This window comes from Paracoccus indicus (assembly GCF_003056335.1).
GTDB classification, from domain to species: domain Bacteria; phylum Pseudomonadota; class Alphaproteobacteria; order Rhodobacterales; family Rhodobacteraceae; genus Paracoccus; species Paracoccus indicus.
Genome location: NZ_PYWA01000002.1, coordinates 419,857 through 433,576 on the forward strand (window position 1 = coordinate 419,857; position 13,720 = coordinate 433,576).

A 13,720-nucleotide genomic window follows, 5' to 3' on the forward strand; every position below is an offset into this window, starting at 1 on the left:
ACCCAATGGTCCAGTTCACGCTACCCAAGAACAGCCAGATCCGCGTTGGCAAGACCTGGCCCAAGCCCGAGGGCGCGACCAACGTCAAGAAGTTCAAGATCTATCGGTGGGACCCCGAGACCGGCGAGAACCCGCGTCTGGACACCTATTTCGTCGATCTGGACAAATGCGGCCCGATGATGCTGGACGCGCTGATCAAGATCAAGAACGAGATCGACCCGACGCTGTCCTTCCGCCGGTCCTGCCGTGAAGGCATCTGCGGGTCCTGCGCCATGGTCATCGACGGCGGCAACCACCTGGCCTGCATTTTCGGCATCGATGAGGTCGCGGGCGATGTGGCCATCTATCCGCTGCCGCATATGCCGGTGGTCAAGGACTTGATCCCCGACCTGACGCATTTCTATGCCCAGCATGCCTCGGTGAACCCCTATCTGCAAACCAAGTCGCCGACGCCCGGCAAGGAGTGGAAGCAATCCATCGAGGATCGCAAGAAGCTGGACGGGCTGTACGAGTGCATTCTGTGTGCGTCCTGCTCGACGGCCTGCCCGTCCTATTGGTGGAACGGCGACCGCTATCTTGGACCGGCAGCCCTGCTGCATGCCTATCGTTGGATCATCGACAGCCGCGACGAGGCCACGGGCGAGCGTCTGGACGAGCTGGAAGATCCCTTCAAGCTGTATCGCTGCCACACGATCATGAACTGCACCAACACCTGCCCCAAGGGTCTGAACCCTGCGAAGGCCATTGCCTCGATCAAGCACATGATGGTTGAACGTTCGGCCTGATGGTGACGACCGGGGGCTGTCTGCCCCCGGACCCCCGAGGGTATTTGCACAACAGAGAAGGGCCAGAGGATTTCGCCTCTGGCCCTTTGCTTTTGGTGCGGGTGGGGATCAGCCTTCGATCTTGGTGAAATCCGCGATCTGGCGGCCTGCTTCGCGGATACGCGACAGCAGGTTGAGGCGGTTGCGGCGGATGACCTGGCTGTCGGTGTTGACCTGCACGGCCTCGAAGAATGCGTCGATGGGGGCACGGAGGGCCGCGATGGCGGTCATGGCGGCGGGGAAGTCTTCGTTCTTCATTGCCGTTTTGATGGCCGGTTCGGCCCTGTCGAGGGCCGTGAAGAGGGCGCGTTCCTGATCGGTTTCGGCGAACTTCGGGTCGGCGCCGAAGCTGTACTCGACGCCGTCCTTTTCCTCGGCCTGGGTCAGGATGTTGCTGGCGCGTTTCAGGCCCTGGGTCAGGTTCTGGCCGTCCGCCGTTGTCAGCATGGCGTTCAGTGCCGTGGCACGGTCGACCACCTGCACCAGATCGTCATTGCCGTCCTGCGCCAGCACCGCGTCGATAATGTCGTGGCGGATGCCCTTGTCGCGGAGATAGACCTTGAGGCGGTCGTGGAGGAAGGAAATCAGGTCGGGAAGATATTGAACTGGCGTCGGGCCTGAAACTCCACCTTCATTCTCGGCATGGAGCAGATCGGATTTGTTGACGATGTTTGTGAGTACATCGGACAGAGGGATGGGAAGTTTGTTCGTCACGATCAAGCGGATCACCCCCAATGCCGCACGGCGCAACGCAAAGGGGTCTTTCGAACCGGTAGGCTTCTCGTCAATTGCCCAGAACCCCGTCAGCGTGTCCAGCTTGTCGGCCAGCGCGACGGCGACCGAGACGGGGGCGGTGGGCACTGCGTCCGAAGGGCCGAGGGGCGAGTAGTGGTCGCGGGCGGCATCTGCGATGGCGTCCGGCTCTCCGGCTTCCAGCGCGTAGTAGCGGCCCATGGTGCCTTGCAGTTCGGGGAATTCGCCAACCATCGCAGAACGCAGGTCCAGCTTGGCCAGACGCGCGGCGCGTTCGGCCTGATCGGGGTCCGCGCCGACGAGGTGCGCGATCTCGCGGGCCAAGGCTGCGATGCGGGCGATGCGGTCGGATTGCGAGCCGAGCTTGTTGTGGAAGGTGACGGAATTCAGGCCCTCGGCCCATGCCTGCATGCCCGATCTCGCCTCGCGAAGGTCGTTTTCCCAGAAGAAGGCGGCGTCGGACAGGCGGGCGGCCAAGACGCGCTGGTTGCCTGCCAGGATGGTCGCGCCATCGTCGGGGGTCTCGATGTTGGCGACGGTGATGAAGCCCTCGATCCGGCCGGTCTTGGGGTTCAGGGTCGAGAAGAACTTCTGGTGTTCCTTCATCGAGGTCTGAAGGACCTCGGGGGGGAGGTCGAGGAAGCGGTCCTCGATCACGCCCATCAGGGCCACGGGCCATTCGACAAGGCCCGCCACCTCGGAGAGGAGCGCCTCGTCGGGGACGACCTGCCAGCCGCGGGCGAAGGCCAGGTTCTCGGACTGCTGGCGGATCTCGGATTCGCGTTCCTCGGCGTCCAGCATGACGCGCGCGCGGCGGAGTTTCGCGGCGTAATCGTCGAAGCCGGTGACGGTGAAGGCATCGGGGGCCATGAAGCGGTGGCCGCGGGTGGTGTTGCCTGCAGTGATGCCGTCGACGGTCAGATCGACGGTGGTAGCGCCAGCTTCATCGGACAGGATGCACAGGATCGAATGCAGCGGGCGCACCCAACGCATGGACCCCGCGCCCCAACGCATGGATTTCGGCCAGGGGAAGTTGCGGATCGCATCCTCCAGCACCTCGGCCACGATATCGGCGGCGGGACGGCCTTCGTGGGTGATGGTGGCGAACCAGACCTGGCCTTTCTTGTCGTCGCGGGCCTCCAGCTGGTCGCGGGTCAGGCCGGTCGAGCGCAGGAAGCCTTCGAGCGCCTTTTCGGGGGCGTCGGTGCGGGGGCCCTTGCGTTCCTCACGCGTGGTGGGGCTGTGGTCGGTCAGCCCTTCCACGGTCAGCGTCAAGCGGCGCGGGGTGCTGAAGGCACCGGCGCTGGCATAGGTCAGTCCGGCCTGAACCAGACCGTCCGTCACCAGACGTTTCAGATCCGCACGGGCACGCGCCTGCATGCGGGCGGGAATTTCTTCCGAGAAAAGCTCGATCAGCAGGTCTGCCATGTCAGTCCATCACTCCGCGTTCCGGGGTCTTGTCGTTGTATTGGTGCCAGCCGAAGACACGGCCGTCGGGATAGACGGCCAGCACGCGGTCCACGTCGGGCCGGATCTCGGCCATGGACAGGACGGCGCGGGCGGCACCGGATTCCAGATCTGCGCCGATTTGCTGGGCGTCGAAACAGTCGAACCAGCGGGGCGCGATCAGGGGCGTGGGATCGTCGAAGGGCAGGGCATCGGCGGGGACGTCATCCGCCACCGCGCAGGCCCGCCAGCGCAGGGGCGAGCTGTCGGCGTCGATGCCTTTGAAATCGGTCAGGGTCAGGTCGCGTGTTCCCGCAGGGGTGGTCACGGCGATGCGGGCATCGTGACCGTCAGCGTCGATGCGGTCGTAATAGCCGTATTCCTGCGCATACCACATGCCTGCGCCCGCCGCGATGGCGGCCAGCGTGATCGATGCGGCTGCGACCTTGCCCCAGTTCATGCGGTGGCACCGCCCGCATCCGTGGTCAGGAAAAGGTCGGCGCAACCCTTGGCCAGCGCCCGCACGCGGCCGATATAGGCCTGACGTTCGGTCACGCTGATGACGCCGCGGGCATCCAGCAGGTTGAACAGATGGCTGGCCTTGATCGCCTGGTCATAGGCGGGATGCGCCATCGGGATGCGGCGACCGGCGCTGTCGGTTTCGGCAGCTTCCAGGATGCGGGCACATTCGGCCTCGGCGTCCTTGAAGTGCTGGAACAGCATCTCGGTGTCGGCCTGATCGAAGTTCCAGCGGGAATATTCCTGCTCGGTCTGGCGAAAGACGTCGCCATAGGTCAGGGGCGTGGGGCTGTCAGGGTCGTTGAAGGGCATGTCCATGACATGTTCGACGCCGAGCACATACATGGCCAGACGCTCCAGGCCATAGGTAAGCTCTCCGCTGACGGGTTTGCAGTCGTGACCGCCGACCTGCTGGAAATAGGTGAACTGGCTGACCTCCATCCCGTCGCACCAGACCTCCCATCCAAGGCCCCATGCGCCGAGGGTGGGGGATTCCCAGTCATCCTCGACGAAGCGGACGTCATGGACCATCGGGTCCAGGCCGATCGCGCGCAGGCTGCCCAGATAGAGGTCCTGCAGGTCGGGTGGGCTGGGTTTGATGATGACCTGATACTGGTAGTAATGCTGCAAGCGGTTGGGGTTTTCGCCATAGCGCCCGTCGGTCGGGCGGCGTGAGGGCTGGACATAGGCCGCGGCCCAGGATTTGCCGCCAAGAGCGCGCAGCGTGGTCGCGGGGTGGAAGGTGCCCGCGCCGACCTCCATGTCGTAGGGCTGCAGGATCGCGCAGCCCTTGGTCGCCCAATAGGTCTGCAGGCGCAGGATGATCTCCTGGAAGCTGCGGGGTCGGTTGGGGCTGGTCATCGGGCCATCCTTTTGCGTAGATCGGGCGAGGCTTTCGCGTCTTCTAGGCGCGGGAAGGAACAGGGTCAATAAAGGCCCGCAGGCGGGACGACCCCCGCGACGGCAAAGACATTCAAGGAGGCTGCGATGCGGCAGTTGGCGGTAATGGTTCTGGCGGCGGCGCTGCCCGGCGCGGCGATGGCGCAGGATGCGCTGATCCGGCTGGAAGCGAAGCGCGCGCCCGAGCTTGCGGCGACGACGGCGGCGGGCTGGGCGGAACGCTTCGACGACGTGGTGACGCTGCCCCTGAAGGGCGGCTGGACGGGGATCGCGCTTGGGCCGATGGACCGCGAGGCGGCCTTGGCGCGGCTGGCGGATCTGAAGGCCAAGGGCGTCGTTCCGGGCGATGCCTTCGTCACCGAAGCGGCACCTGGAACCGAACTGACCCGCCTTGGCGAGGCCCCCAAGGCCGATCAGCCGGTGGCAGAGCCCGAAGTTGCCGAAACGCCCGCGGAACCGGCGCCGCAAGGCAGCTATCTGCAGTTGGAGTCCTTCCAGGACCGCGCCGAGGCCGATGAGGCGCTGGCACGCAACCGCAAGGAATTTCCCGGTGCGGGCCTCTGGCAGCTGCCGAACGGCTGGTTCACCGTCGCCCTTGGCCCCGTGCAGGATGACGTCGCCCGAGACTGGCTGCCGGTGCTGAAATCCGGCAAGCTGATCCCGCGCGACGCGCTGGTGACGCAGGCCGCCGACCTGGGGCAGGCGCTGGACGAGGGCGAGGCACCGCAGCTTGGCGCCTCGGGCGACCCCGAGCCGATGCCTCCGCTGGACCAGGTGCAGCGCGCGCTGCGATGGGCGGGGCATTACGACGGCCGGATCGACGGGCGCGACGGTCCCAAGACCCAAGCCGCCATCCAGGCCGAGATCCTATCCGCCCGCGCCTCGACCGATCCGGGGACGGCCATGCGCCTTCTGGCGGAACGCCGTGCCGAATGGCGCGAGGCGATGGGGCTGGAACAGCTGGACGATCAGGCGACGGGCCTGTCGGTGACGGCGCCGATGGGGGCGCTGCAATTCGACCGCGCGGAACGGGCGCTGTCGATCTATGGGCCCAAGGACGGCTCGGGGGCGGCGATGATCCTCTTCAGCCAGCCCGGCGGACAGCAGGAGCTGCTGGACCTTGCAGGGCTGGTGACGGCGCTTGGCTGGGTGCCTCAGCCCGAACGCGACGTGCAGCGCGGCCATGTCACGCTGCGCGGGGAAAACGACGACCACATCGGCGCGGCGGAAGGCTGGGTCCGCGATGGTCGGGCCGAGGGTTTCGTGCTGATCTGGCCCACCGCCGACCAGCAGGATCAGGCCCGCATCCTGGCCGAGATCAGCGACAGCCTGACCCGCAAGGCCCCCGGCCAGAACGAGGACATGGCCCCCGCGGCCCTGCCGGGCGAACCCGCCACGGGCCCCGAAGCCAAGGAACCCGAAACCACGGCCCCCTGAACGGGGGCCTCAGGGCCGCCAGAACCTGGGCATCAGCAGGACCAGCACCGAGACCAGCTCCAGCCGGCCCAGATACATGCCCAGGATCATCAGCCATTTGGCGGCGGCGGGGAAATCGACGATGGACCCGTTCGACGACACCTCGGGGCCCCAGAGTGGGCCGATGTTTGCGATGGCCGTCCATGCGGCGGTCAGGGCGGTGCGCGGATGCAGCCCCGTCAGCGCCAGCCCCACGATCAGCAGGCCGAAGGTCAGCATGAACAGCGTGAAGAAGGCCATGACCGAATCGATGATGCCCTTGTCCAGCGGCTGGCCCTCGTAGCGCAGCGGATAGACGCGATGGGGCGAATGCATCCGGCGGATCTGGGCGCGCACGGCCTCGAGCAGCACCAGGTAGCGGAAGATCTTGACCGAACAGCCCGTCGATCCCGTGCAGCCGCCGATCAGCCCCGCGATGATCAGCAGCGTCAGCGGCAGATGCCCCCAGGCCGACATGTCGGTCGAGGCGAAACCCGTCCCTGAAAAGACCGAGATGGTGTTGAAGACGGTCTCGCGCAGCATCTCGGGCAGGTCGCTGTCCTGATGCATGAAGGTCAGGCGATAGATCATGATGATCGCGCAGACATAGCAGATCCAGCGCAGATAGGTCCGCACCTGCCGGTCCTGCCACAGCGGGACGTAGTTCCCGCGCATCGCCTGCACCAGCCGGATGAAGGGGACCGACGCCATGACCATGAAGACCGAGGCCGCCCATTCCGGCCCCCCCAGATAGGTCCCCATGCTGGCGTCGTAGTTGGAAAAGCCGCCCGTCGAACAGGTCGTCAGCGCATGGATCACCGCGTCGAAACCGGTCATGCCCAGCAGCATGAAGGTGATCGCGGATGCCCCCGTCATCAGAAGGTAGACCATGGTCATCTCGGTCGCGATCTCTCCGGCGCGGGGCAGAACCTTGCCGAGGGTGTCGAACCCCTCGGACCGGAAGAACTGCATGCCGCCGACCTTCATGACCGGCAGGAAGACCATGGCGACCACGACGATCCCCAAGCCGCCGATCCATTGCAGCAGCGCGCGCCACAGATGCGTGCCCTCGGGCAGGCCGTCCAGCTTGGGAAACGCGGTGGTGCCGGTGGTGGTGACGCCCGACATCGCCTCGAAATAGGCGTCGACGATGCTGGCGTGCGGCGCGCCCAGGATGAAGGGCAGGGCGCCGAAGACCGGCAGCGTTACCCAGATCCCCGAGGTCAGCAGGAACGCCTGCTGGATCTTCAGCGTCTTCTGTTCGCCGCGCGTGGCCACCACCGTCAGCAGCCCGCAGACCGTGGTGATGATGGCGCATTCCAGGAAGACCAGCCAATGCGGATCGCCGTTCCACAGATCGATCAGCATGGGTGCAAGCATGAACCCGCCCAATGCGAAGACGATCTTGCCAATCGGATGGGCTACGGGGCGCAGGTCGATCATCGGACCTGATTGACGAAGCCCCCGCCGGTCGTCAAGCGCCCTGCGACATGGCGCCGCCATTTGCCGCCCCCTGATGCAGGCACGACCCGTCTGTCGGCGGGCCTGCGACTGACCCTGCGGCAACCAATTCAAGCAAGCGGGCCGCTGGCTCTTGATTGGGCCACCCCGGCACGTTACCTTTTGATTAACTTGTCATCGGAGGGCGTAACATGACGCCCAAGCGTCCTGCGGGTGCAGACGCGTTCCCGAGAAAAACGGTAGAGCCGTCAGGCACCCTGAAATCCGAGGAGGGGGCGCTCTATGCAGCCCTCGACCTTGGCACAAATTCGTGCCGGATGCTGATTGCCCGTCCGACGGGCAGTCAGTTCCAGGTCATCGACAGCTTCTCCAAGCCCGTGCAGCTTGGTCATGGGCTGGAAGCTTCGGGACGGCTGTCCCGCAGTTCGATGGCGCGCACCGTCCATGCGCTGCAGGTCTGCAAGCGCAAATTGGATCAGCACAAGGTGCAGAACATGCGCCTTGTGGCCACGGAAGCATGCCGTCGTGCGCGGAACAGCCGCGACTTCATGCGGTCCATTCGGCGTGAAACCGGCCTGCCGGTCGAGGTGATCGGCGCCGAAGAAGAGGCGCGTCTGGCCGTGATCAGCTGCGCACCGCTGGTCAGCCACAAGACCGAGACGCTGATGGTCGTCGATATCGGCGGCGGATCGACCGAGCTGGTCTGGATCGACCTGGAGGACGTCGAACCCAAGGAACGCCCCCGCGCGATCATGCGGCTGTCGGAAGGCTTCGGCAATCCGCAGCCCGGCGGCGCGCGTGTCGTCGACTGGATCAGCGTGCCCCTGGGCGTGGCGACCCTGCGCGATCAGTTCGTGGATGTTCAGGACGATCAGGGCCGCTTCGCCCTGATGTCGTGGTTCTTTGAGGAAGCACTGGCGAACTTCAGCCCCTATGCCGACGGATCGCCCGACGAGGGGTTCCAGATCATCGGCACATCGGGGACGGTGACGACGGTGGCGGCCAGCTTCCTGAACCTGCGCCGCTATGACCGAACCAAGGTGGACGGGCTGGAGATGACCAGCGACCAGATCGACCGCGTGATCCATTCCTATCTGCAGCTTGGTCCCGACGGGCGGCGGTCCGACCCGCGCATCGGGCGCGAACGTCAGGCGCTGATCATGTCGGGGGCGGCGATCCTGCAGACGTTGATGCGCGTCTGGCCGACGAATAAGCTGTCGGTTGCCGATCGCGGCCTGCGAGAGGGGTTGCTTTATGCCCAGATGGTGCGCGATGGGGTGCTGACGCCTGACGGACTGAACGGAGTGGCCTAATGACAAAACAACCTATCAGCCGGTCGGGCAAGACAAGCGGCCGCGGCCAGCGCGACCTGAAGGTCCGCGTGAAGACCGCCAAGGGCCGCAAGATGTCCAGCAAGCTGTGGCTGGAACGGCAGTTGAACGACCCCTATGTCGTGCGCGCCCGTCGCGAAGGCTATCGCGGGCGGGCGGCCTACAAGATTCTGGAACTGGACGACAAGTATCGCTTCCTGGTGCCCGGCGCGCGGGTGGTGGACCTTGGCTGCGCCCCCGGCGGCTGGTGCCAAGTCGCCGTCGCCCGCGTGAACGCCTTGGGCGAGAAGTCGGGAAAATCCGTGGGCCGTGTGCTGGGTCTGGACCTGCAGGAGGTCGATCCCATCGCGGGCGCCGAGATCCATCAGCTGGATTTCCTGTCCGAGGGCGCCGACGATCTGGTCAAGGGCTGGCTGGGCGGACCTGCCGATGTGGTGATGTCGGACATGGCGGCCTCGGCCTCGGGTCACAAGGGGACCGACCACATCCGAATCGTCGCCTTGGTCGAGGCTGCGGCCCAGTTGGCCTTCGACGTGCTGGAGCCGGGTGGCACCTTCGTCGCCAAGGTTCTGGCCGGTGGTGCGGAAAACGACATGCAGACCATGCTGAAGAAGAACTTCACCAAGGTCGTGAACGTCAAGCCGCCTGCAAGCCGCAGTGATTCGTCCGAGAAGTTCGTCGTGGCGACCTGCTTCCACGGTCGCGGCATTCAGGCCGAGGCGGGCGAGGCCGACGACAGCTGACGCATCTGGATGCGGAAGGTCTCGGGCGTGCGGCCCGTGGCCGCGACGAAGGCGCGGGTCATATGCGTCTGGCTGGCATAGCCCAGATCCAGAGCGATCCGCCCGACGGGGCGGTTGGTGTGGTGCAGCAACTCGGCCGCGCGCTCCAGCCGCAATTCATGCAGAAGCTCGACGGCACGACGGCCCTTGGCCTCGATGCAGGCGCGATCCAGCTGGGTCAGCGTCGCATCCAGTTGCTGGGCCATGTCGGCCAGCGTCTGCCATGATCCCAACTGCTGGTCGGCCAGCGTCAGGAAGCGGTCGACAAGCGGGCGGTCGGCGGCAGGGGTCGTCCTTGCAGCATGGGGCTGGCGTTCAGGGTCCAGCCGCGACAGGCGCAACGACAACAGGTTCAGGTGGCAGGTCAGGGCCTTGCGGTCCGGATTGTTCGTCGCCTCGCGCACCAGTTCCTGCAGGTTCACCAGCAGGGCGGCGCCCGATTGCCCGATGCTGCCCGCCGTCATCTGCGTCGGCAGGGCGGGATCGACCTCGGGCGTCAGCTCGGGCGAGATGGTCAGGACGTGACCCTCGGCGCCTTCTTGCGGGATGGCGGCGAAGGCCGTTCCCGCCGGGATGTAGCGCACGTCGCCCGATTGCAGCAGCAGCGACTGACGCGGCAGATCCAGGCGCATGGCACCACCCGTCACCCAGATCAGCGTGTGATCGGGACGGGTGCGCGGGCGGATGGGATGGCCTTGGCTGCCCCATGTGAAGCCGCCCAAGGGGAACAGGCGCAAGCTGGCCTTGCGCGGGGCATGGCGGCGCGAGGCTGGGCCAATGCGCACGTTCAGCGCGTCGGGAACGACGATCCTGCCCGTGGGCGCGGACTGTCGCAGCCAGGGGCGATGGCGGATGGGGGCGGTGCCAGCCTCGGGGACGGTGGCGGCGGTAACGTCGATGCCCTTCGCCGATCCACGGCCCACGGGCCGGAGGTTCGTTTGTGAAAACGGGAATCCTCCCGTCCAGCCCGTGCGTTCCCAAAGTGACATCGTCGGCATCCCTGGATTCAGGATAAGCGGATTATCGCCTATCTGAAGCAGAACTCAACAACCGTGCTTCCGGTTTCACCTGATGTCGAGCGGATGCATCCCTTCGTGGCTTGCGTGCCACATCTGCCAGTCCTTCATGCGGTTCCTGAACCAGATGCGTTGGGACTTGGCATATTGACGCGTGGCGATGATCGCCAGTTCCGTCGCCTGCGCCATATCGAGCCCGCCCAGAAGATGGGCCACCAGATCGGGGGCGCCGATGGCCTTGGCCCATTGTCGGGCAGGGTCCCAATGGGGCAGCATGGCGCGGACCTCGTCCAGCGCGCCCTGATCCAGCATGATGCGGAAACGGGCCGCAATACGATCGGCCAGCCAGTCGCGGTCCGAGGTGACGACGATGCGCTGGCAGTCTTGCGGCGCGATCAGGGGCGGGGGCGTATCGGCCTGCCATGCGGCGATGCCGCGCCCGGTGGCCTGCAGAACCTCCCACGCGCGCTGGACGCGGACGGGGTTCTTCAGGTCGATCTGGGCGCGCGTCGTTGCATCCAGATCGGCGATCATGCCCGCCAGCCCGCCGGGTTGCAGCAGGCGTGCGTCGGCCTCGGCGCGGATGGCATGGGGGGTGGCGGGGATGTCGGCCAGCCCGCGTGTCAGCGCCGACAGGTACAGCCCCGTGCCGCCCACGATGATCAGCCGCCGGCCCAGCAGATCGCCGACCTGCCGCAGCCAGTCGCCCACCGAATAGGTCTGGTCCGGCCCCACATGCCCGTAAAGCGCATGGGGCGCGGCCTGTTCGTCATCCGCCGAAGGCCGCGCCGTCAGCACCCGCCAGCAGGACCAGACCTGCAGCGCATCGGCGTTCACGATCAGCCCGCCCTGTGCCTGCGCGACCGCCATCGCCAGTGCCGATTTGCCACTGGCGGTCGGTCCTGCGATCAGCAGGTGGCGCGAGCCGTCGATCTGTGTCAGGTCAAGTTTCAGCATTGGCTATCCGGACAGTTGATCCTGCGGGTCTTTTGCGACATTTAACGGCGCGATGAAAGCGACCCGGCGACAGGAGCCCCAGATGACCACCGAGACACCGAAGCAATATGGCCGCGTGATGCTGAAGATCTCGGGCGAGGCCCTGATGGGCGATCAGGGCTATGGCCTGAACCCGCCCACCGTCGCGCGCATCGCCAATGAGGTCGCAACCGTCCAGGCCATGGGCGTCGAGGTCTGCATGGTAATCGGCGGCGGCAACATCTTCCGCGGGTTGCAGGGCAGCGCGCAGGGGATGGAGCGCACCACCGCCGACTACATGGGGATGCTGGCCACCGTGATGAACGCGCTGGCAATGCAGGCCGCGCTGGAAGCGCACGGGCTGCATTGCCGCGTGATCAGCGCCATCCGCATGGATGAGGTCTGCGAGCCCTACATCCGCCGCCGTGCCATCCGCCACCTGGAAAAGAAGCGGATCGTGATCTTCGCCGCCGGAACCGGCAACCCTTATTTCACCACCGATACCGCAGCCACCCTGCGCGCCAGCGAGATGAACTGCGAGGCGATCTTCAAGGGCACCAAGGTCGATGGCGTCTATGACAAGGACCCGGTCAAGTTCCCCGACGCCAAGCGCTATGGCGAGGTCAGCTATGACGAGGTCTTGCAGAAGCATCTGGGCGTGATGGATGCATCCGCCATCGCGCTGGCCCGCGACAACCGCCTGCCGATCATCGTCTTCTCGCTGGATCAGCTGGGGGGCTTCCGCACGATCCTGGAGGGCCGCGGCACCTATACCCGCGTCCACAACTGACATCATGAGCCTGCGCGCGCGGGTCGACCGCATCGTCCATGGCCCCTCGGGCCAGGCCTTCATCATGGGCGTCATCCTGTTCAACGCCGTCATCCTGGGGCTGGAAACCTCGGGGACGGTGATGGCACGGGTGGGCCCGCTGATCCTGATCCTGGACGGGCTGTGCCTTGCCATCTTCGTGGCCGAGATCGCGGCCAAGCTGTTCGCACGCCGCCTGGCGTTCTTCCGCGACGGCTGGAACATCTTCGATCTGGTGGTGGTGGGCATCGCGCTGATGCCCGCGACGCAGGGGCTGTCGGTGCTGCGCGCGCTGCGCATCCTGCGGCTTCTGCGCATCGTCTCGGTCACGCCGCGCCTTCGTCGCGTGGTCGAGGGCTTCCTGTCGGCGCTGCCCGGCATGGCCAGCGTCTTTCTGCTGATGGGGATCATCTTCTACATCTTCGCGGTGATGGCGACCAAGCTGTTCTCGGCCGCCTTCCCCGACTGGTTCGGCGACCTGGGCAATTCGGCCTATTCGCTGTTCCAGATCATGACGCTGGAAAGCTGGTCGATGGGCATCGTCCGCCCGGTGATGGAGGTCTTCCCGCAGGCCTGGCTGTTCTTCGTGCCCTTCATCCTGGTCACCACCTTCGCGGTGATGAACCTTGTCGTCGGCCTCATCGTGAATTCGATGCAGGAGGCCCACCAGGAGGAGGAGACCGCCGCCACCGAGGCCTATCGCGACCAGGTGCTGGAGCGTCTGACCGCCATCGAGGCGATGCTGGCGCGACAGCGTGACCATGACGACAGGCCGCCCGGCTGACACCCGCCGCGCACTGCCGCAAGGTTGGGCAAAGGCTTTGCCAACCCCCGGCAATGCAGTTACAAGCAAACGAAATCCAAACGTAGAGGCAGTCCCACATGGCCGAGGACATCGAAATCGATATTGACGATCTGGAACGCCGGATGAAGGGCGCGATGGAAAGCCTGCGCAGCGAATTCGCCAGCCTGCGCACGGGGCGGGCATCCGCCTCGATGATCGATCCGGTTCAGGTCGAGGCCTATGGCCAGATGACCCCGATCAACCAGCTTGGCACCGTGAACGTCCCCGAGCCCCGCATGGTCACCATCAATGTCTGGGACAAGGGCATGGTCGGCAAGGTGGAAAAGGCGCTGCGCGAAAGCGGCCTTGGCATCAATCCGCAGCTGAACGGCACCATCATCATGCTGCCGATCCCCGAGCTGAACGAGGAGCGCCGCCGCGAGCTGACCAAGGTCGCCGCCCAATACGCCGAAAGCGCCCGCGTTTCCATGCGCAACGTGCGCCGCGACGGCATGGACAAGGTCAAGAAGGGCAAGTCGAACGGCATGCCCGAGGATGACCAGAAGTTCTGGGAAACCGAGATCCAGGCATTGACCGACCGGATGATCGCATCCGTGGACGAAGCGCTCGAGGCCAAGCAGGCCGAGATCATGCAGGTTTGAGCCG

13 protein-coding genes are annotated in these 13,720 nt (G+C 65.7%); 7 read left to right on the forward strand and 6 right to left on the reverse strand.

Annotated features, from left to right (window positions below):
* The first annotated feature begins 5 nt into the window (after positions 1-5).
* Positions 6-785 (forward strand): succinate dehydrogenase iron-sulfur subunit, encoded by a 780-nt coding sequence (locus DDE75_RS04990; protein ID WP_108501256.1) that lies wholly within the window; start codon positions 6-8, stop codon positions 783-785.
* 108 nt (positions 786-893) lie between these two features.
* On the opposite strand, the gene glyS is transcribed toward DDE75_RS04990, so the two are convergent.
* From glyS to DDE75_RS05005, 3 genes are read right to left on the reverse strand one after another with little or no spacing between them, the layout of a single operon-like run.
* Positions 894-3,005 (reverse strand): glycine--tRNA ligase subunit beta, encoded by a 2,112-nt coding sequence (gene glyS, locus DDE75_RS04995; RefSeq protein ID WP_108501257.1) that lies wholly within the window; start codon positions 3,003-3,005, stop codon positions 894-896.
* 1 nt (position 3,006) lies between these two features.
* Complete coding sequence (locus tag DDE75_RS05000) at positions 3,007-3,483, reverse strand: DUF6446 family protein (protein ID WP_108501258.1); 477 nt, start codon at positions 3,481-3,483, stop codon at positions 3,007-3,009.
* Positions 3,480-4,403, reverse strand: coding sequence for a glycine--tRNA ligase subunit alpha (locus DDE75_RS05005; RefSeq protein WP_108501259.1), 924 nt, complete (start codon positions 4,401-4,403; stop codon positions 3,480-3,482). Before DDE75_RS05005 ends, DDE75_RS05000 begins: the two co-directional genes overlap by 4 nt.
* A gap of 126 nt (positions 4,404-4,529) precedes the next feature.
* Here DDE75_RS05005 and DDE75_RS05010 point away from each other — a divergent pair, with 126 nt between their 5' ends.
* Complete coding sequence (locus DDE75_RS05010; RefSeq protein ID WP_211659298.1) at positions 4,530-5,879, forward strand: peptidoglycan-binding protein; 1,350 nt, start codon at positions 4,530-4,532, stop codon at positions 5,877-5,879.
* 9 nt (positions 5,880-5,888) lie between these two features.
* On the opposite strand, the gene DDE75_RS05015 is transcribed toward DDE75_RS05010, so the two are convergent.
* Positions 5,889-7,340 carry a TrkH family potassium uptake protein gene (locus tag DDE75_RS05015; protein WP_108501260.1) on the reverse strand — a complete coding sequence of 484 codons (1,452 nt, stop codon included), beginning with the start codon at positions 7,338-7,340 and terminating at the stop codon, positions 5,889-5,891.
* A gap of 209 nt (positions 7,341-7,549) precedes the next feature.
* Here DDE75_RS05015 and DDE75_RS05020 point away from each other — a divergent pair, with 209 nt between their 5' ends.
* Both DDE75_RS05020 and DDE75_RS05025 read left to right on the forward strand, forming a co-directional pair.
* A complete protein-coding gene (locus DDE75_RS05020) occupies positions 7,550-8,671 on the forward strand; it encodes a Ppx/GppA phosphatase family protein (RefSeq protein ID WP_108501261.1) in 1,122 nt (373 codons plus the stop codon).
* Entirely contained in the window at positions 8,671-9,432 is a 762-nt protein-coding gene (locus DDE75_RS05025) for an RlmE family RNA methyltransferase (RefSeq protein WP_108501262.1), read from the forward strand. Before DDE75_RS05020 ends, DDE75_RS05025 begins: the two co-directional genes overlap by 1 nt.
* On the opposite strand, the gene DDE75_RS05030 is transcribed toward DDE75_RS05025, so the two are convergent.
* Both DDE75_RS05030 and miaA read right to left on the reverse strand, forming a co-directional pair.
* A complete protein-coding gene (locus tag DDE75_RS05030) occupies positions 9,399-10,394 on the reverse strand; it encodes a helix-turn-helix domain-containing protein (protein ID WP_162798902.1) in 996 nt (331 codons plus the stop codon). The genes DDE75_RS05025 and DDE75_RS05030 overlap by 34 nt on opposite strands.
* A gap of 141 nt (positions 10,395-10,535) precedes the next feature.
* The gene (gene miaA, locus DDE75_RS05035; RefSeq protein ID WP_108501264.1) at positions 10,536-11,444 is read right to left on the reverse strand and encodes a tRNA (adenosine(37)-N6)-dimethylallyltransferase MiaA; all 909 of its coding nucleotides are present in this window, start codon (positions 11,442-11,444) and stop codon (positions 10,536-10,538) included.
* A gap of 82 nt (positions 11,445-11,526) precedes the next feature.
* Between miaA and pyrH the strand changes: the two genes are divergently transcribed.
* From pyrH to frr, 3 genes are all read left to right on the forward strand, one after another.
* Positions 11,527-12,252, forward strand: a complete 726-nt coding sequence (gene pyrH, locus DDE75_RS05040) for a UMP kinase (RefSeq protein WP_108501265.1) — start codon at positions 11,527-11,529, stop codon at positions 12,250-12,252.
* A gap of 4 nt (positions 12,253-12,256) precedes the next feature.
* Positions 12,257-13,054 carry an ion transporter gene (locus DDE75_RS05045; RefSeq protein ID WP_108501266.1) on the forward strand — a complete coding sequence of 266 codons (798 nt, stop codon included), beginning with the start codon at positions 12,257-12,259 and terminating at the stop codon, positions 13,052-13,054.
* Positions 13,055-13,152: 98 nt separating this feature from the next.
* Complete coding sequence (gene frr, locus DDE75_RS05050) at positions 13,153-13,716, forward strand: ribosome recycling factor (protein WP_108501267.1); 564 nt, start codon at positions 13,153-13,155, stop codon at positions 13,714-13,716.
* Positions 13,717-13,720: the final 4 nt, after the last annotated feature.

Bases quoted from the DNA above. Each gene is read 5' to 3' on its own strand.
- DDE75_RS04990 (WP_108501256.1), top strand. From the start codon at position 6: ATGGTCCAGTTCACGCTACCCAAGAACAGCCAGATCCGCGTTGGCAAG.
- glyS (WP_108501257.1), bottom strand. From the start codon at position 3,005: ATGGCAGACCTGCTGATCGAGCTTTTCTCGGAAGAAATTCCCGCCCGC.
- DDE75_RS05000 (WP_108501258.1), bottom strand. From the start codon at position 3,483: ATGAACTGGGGCAAGGTCGCAGCCGCATCGATCACGCTGGCCGCCATC.
- DDE75_RS05005 (WP_108501259.1), bottom strand. From the start codon at position 4,403: ATGACCAGCCCCAACCGACCCCGCAGCTTCCAGGAGATCATCCTGCGC.
- DDE75_RS05010 (WP_211659298.1), top strand. From the start codon at position 4,530: ATGCGGCAGTTGGCGGTAATGGTTCTGGCGGCGGCGCTGCCCGGCGCG.
- DDE75_RS05015 (WP_108501260.1), bottom strand. From the start codon at position 7,340: ATGATCGACCTGCGCCCCGTAGCCCATCCGATTGGCAAGATCGTCTTC.
- DDE75_RS05020 (WP_108501261.1), top strand. From the start codon at position 7,550: ATGACGCCCAAGCGTCCTGCGGGTGCAGACGCGTTCCCGAGAAAAACG.
- DDE75_RS05025 (WP_108501262.1), top strand. From the start codon at position 8,671: ATGACAAAACAACCTATCAGCCGGTCGGGCAAGACAAGCGGCCGCGGC.
- miaA (WP_108501264.1), bottom strand. From the start codon at position 11,444: ATGCTGAAACTTGACCTGACACAGATCGACGGCTCGCGCCACCTGCTG.
- pyrH (WP_108501265.1), top strand. From the start codon at position 11,527: ATGACCACCGAGACACCGAAGCAATATGGCCGCGTGATGCTGAAGATC.
- DDE75_RS05045 (WP_108501266.1), top strand. From the start codon at position 12,257: ATGAGCCTGCGCGCGCGGGTCGACCGCATCGTCCATGGCCCCTCGGGC.
- frr (WP_108501267.1), top strand. From the start codon at position 13,153: ATGGCCGAGGACATCGAAATCGATATTGACGATCTGGAACGCCGGATG.